We start from the raw sequence: 3,032 nt of genomic DNA, 5'->3' as shown, positions 1-3,032 counted from the left end.
CCAGGGCCGTCTCCAGTCCCAGGATGCCGCCGCCCAGGACCACCACCCGCTTGCCGCCGTCCACCGCCCGGCGCAGCACCTCGGCATCACGGAGGTCGCGGAGCGCAGTAACCCCCGCAGGGAGGACCGGGGAGGTGGGGTCCGGGTTAATGCCGGTCAGGTTGGGAATCACCGGACGCGAACCGGTGGCGAAAACCAGGCGGTCGTAATGCGCCACGGCACCGTCGGACAGGAGGACCTGTTGCCTGGCACGGTCCACGCGGCGGACCCGCACGCCAAGCCGGACGTCCACGCCTTCTGCGGCCAGGGCGGCGGCGTCGGAAAGCGCCAAGGCGTCGGCGTTGGTCCGCCCCACGCCGAGGTCGGCAACCAGCACGCGGTTGTACGCGGCCTCCGCTTCCGCGCCCACCACTGTGAGGTCCAGGTGGCCGCTGCGGACGGCGGGCAGGAGCTCATCAACCAGCCGGGCAGCCACCGGCCCGAATCCCACGATGACAACTTGCTCGCTCATGAGGCCTCCATCGTTTGAAGCACGTTGGTTGAAACGGGTGTGGAAGCCGCACGGACCCACACCTTGTTGAACTTGAATTCCGGCATCCCGGAGATGGGATCCGTGGCGGCCTCGGTGAGGCGGTTGGCGCTCTCGAGCTCGGGGAAGTGGAACGGCAGGAAGACCGTGTCCGGGCGGATGGCCGTGCTGAGCTCAGCCCGGCACAGGACCTCGCCGCGCTCATTGGCCACCGAGACGAGCACACCTTCGGTGATGCCCAATCCCGCCGCTGCGGCCGGATGCAGCTGCAGCTTCGCTTCCGGCTGCGAGGCCAGCAGCTCTGACACCCGGCGGGTCTGCGCTCCTGACTGGTAGTGCTCCAGGAGGCGGCCGGTGATGAGGGTCATGGTTTTCGCGGCGGGATCAGGATTGACGGCGGGAGTACGACGACGGCGGGGCGTCACGGGGGTCATCACGGCTTTGCCGTCGGCGTGGGCGAACTTGTCCCTGAACAGCCGCGGGGTTCCCTTGCTGCCTGCCGGGTAGGGCCAGTAAGCCGCTTCGCCTCGGTCCAGCATGGCGTAGTCGATGCCGGAGTAGTCTGCGGGTCCGCCGGCTGAAGCGAGCCTGAGTTCCTCGAACACTGTTTCCGGGTCCTCGCTGTACGTGGACGGGGCATCGAGGGCTTCAGCCAGGCGCGCCATGATCCACAGCTCGCTGCGGGCTCCGGCCGGGGGAGTAAGGGCCGGGCGGCGCCGGAGGACCCGGCCTTCGAGGTTGGTCAGCGTGCCTTCCTCCTCCGCCCATTGCAGGACAGGAAGAATGAGGTCTGCCTCGGCCGCAGTCTCGGACATAAAGAAGTCGCAGACCACCAGGAAGTCCAGGCTGCGCAGCCCGTTGATGACCGCGTTGGCGTCGGGGGAGGCCACGGCGATGTTGGAGGCATGGACGAAAAGGCAACGGACGCCGTCGGGCTTTCCCAGTGATTGAAGCAACTGGACTGCCGGCAGGCCGGGCCCGGGAATCAGGTTTTCCGGGACGCCCCACACCTTGGCTATGTGCGCGCGGGCGGCGGGATCGGTGATCTTGCGGTAGCCGGGCAGCTGATCCGCCTTCTGGCCGTGCTCCCGGCCGCCCTGGCCGTTGCCTTGGCCGGTGAGGGTGCCGTAGCCGCTGCGGGCGGATCCGGGCAGGCCCAGCAGGAGGCTGAGGTTGATGGCCGCCGTGGCGGTATCGGTGCCGTCCACATGCTGCTCTACGCCACGGCCTGTGAGGATGTAGCTGCCGCCCTTGCGTGCGCCTTCGGCGAGCCTGCGCGCAGTCTCCCGGATGAGTTCCGCCGGGACGCCGGTGATGGACTGCACCCGTTCCGGCCAGAAAGAGTTCACGCTGCGGACCACGGCGCTGTAGCCTGAGGTACGTTCCGCAAGGTAGGTGCTGTCCACCAGGTTCTCGTGGATCACGACGTGGGAAATGCCCAGCAGGAGGGCGAGGTCGGTGCCCGGCAGGGGCTGGAGGTGGAGGCCGCCGCCGTCGGCCGTAAAGGCAGCCGTGGCTGAGCGGCGCGGATCCACCACGATCAGCCCGCCGGCGTCGCGCGTTCCCTTCAGGTGCTGGACGAAGGGCGGCATGGTTTCAGCCACGTTGGAACCCAGCATCAGGATAGTGCTGGCCGTATCCAGGGCTTCGAGCGGGAAAGGCAGGCCACGGTCGACGCCGAAGGCACGCATTCCGGCGGCCGCAGCCGAAGACATGCAGAAGCGCCCGTTGTAGTCGATGCGCGAAGTCCCCAGGGCGAGCCGGGCGAATTTGCCCAGCATGTAGGCCTTCTCGTTGGTAAGGCCTCCACCGCCGAAAACCCCCACTGAGTCCCGCCCGTGACGTGCGCGGGCATCCCTGACGGCAGAGGCGGCGAGGTGCAGGGCCTGGTCCCAGCTGATGGGACGGTGGACGCCGTCGGCGCCCTTCAGGAGGGGCTCGGTGATCCGGCCCGGGTGGTTCAACAGGGTGGCGGAGGTCCAGCCTTTGCGGCAGAGGCCGCCGCGGTTGGTGGGAAAGTCCCGGCCGCGCACCTCGAGGGGTGCCCCGAGCGGCGCCTGAAGTGGCGCCTGAACCGGCACCGCAAGGGCGGAATGCCCTGCTGCCTGTGGTGCTGACGCGGGGACTGGCCCCGGCTGGGAAGCAGGGACCAGTTCCGCAGGAGACGTGAGCGTCATGGCGCACTGCAGGGCACAGTATGGGCAGTGCGTGTCGGCGCTTTTGGTCATGTTAGACGTGTCCCATCGCATTTCGGTTGGCGTTGCGGATGTAGAAGGCCCAGCAGACAACCAGCATCAGGACGTAGGCCCCGACGAAACCGTAGAAGGCGGGTGTGTAGGATCCGCTGGCGGTGTTGGAGGCGTTCAGCACCTGCGGGATCACAAAGCCGCCGTAGGCGCCGATGGCGGAGATGAGGCCGAGGGCGGAGGACGCCAGGCGCTGGGTCTGCACGGTACTGGCCCCGGACCTGGCAGCCCGGCTGGAGGTGGCGAAGATGATGGGG

The 3,032-nt window shown here is 68.3% G+C and carries 2 protein-coding genes and 1 pseudogene; all 3 read right to left on the bottom strand.

Going from position 1 to position 3,032, the window contains the following annotated elements; translation table 11 throughout:
- A partial coding sequence (locus AC5RWX_RS31840; protein WP_494100180.1) for an FAD-dependent oxidoreductase occupies positions 1-511 on the bottom strand: 511 nt, incomplete at its 3' end.
- Complete coding sequence (locus AC5RWX_RS31835) at positions 508-2,757, bottom strand: molybdopterin oxidoreductase family protein (protein ID WP_494100179.1); 2,250 nt, start codon at positions 2,755-2,757, stop codon at positions 508-510. The genes AC5RWX_RS31840 and AC5RWX_RS31835, both read right to left, overlap by 4 nt.
- Before the next feature lies 1 nt (position 2,758).
- Positions 2,759-3,032: pseudogene (locus AC5RWX_RS31830) on the bottom strand (MFS transporter); the annotation flags it as partial.

The sequence above is a fragment of the Arthrobacter sp. SPT-J7 genome (assembly GCF_059089965.1).
Note: the sequence above shows the minus strand (reverse complement) of the source record. Positions and strands in the feature narration are given on the sequence as shown.

Excerpts from the sequence above, each read along its gene's own strand:
- AC5RWX_RS31835 (WP_494100179.1), bottom strand. The coding sequence starts at position 2,757 with ATGACCAAAAGCGCCGACACGCACTGCCCATACTGTGCCCTGCAGTGC.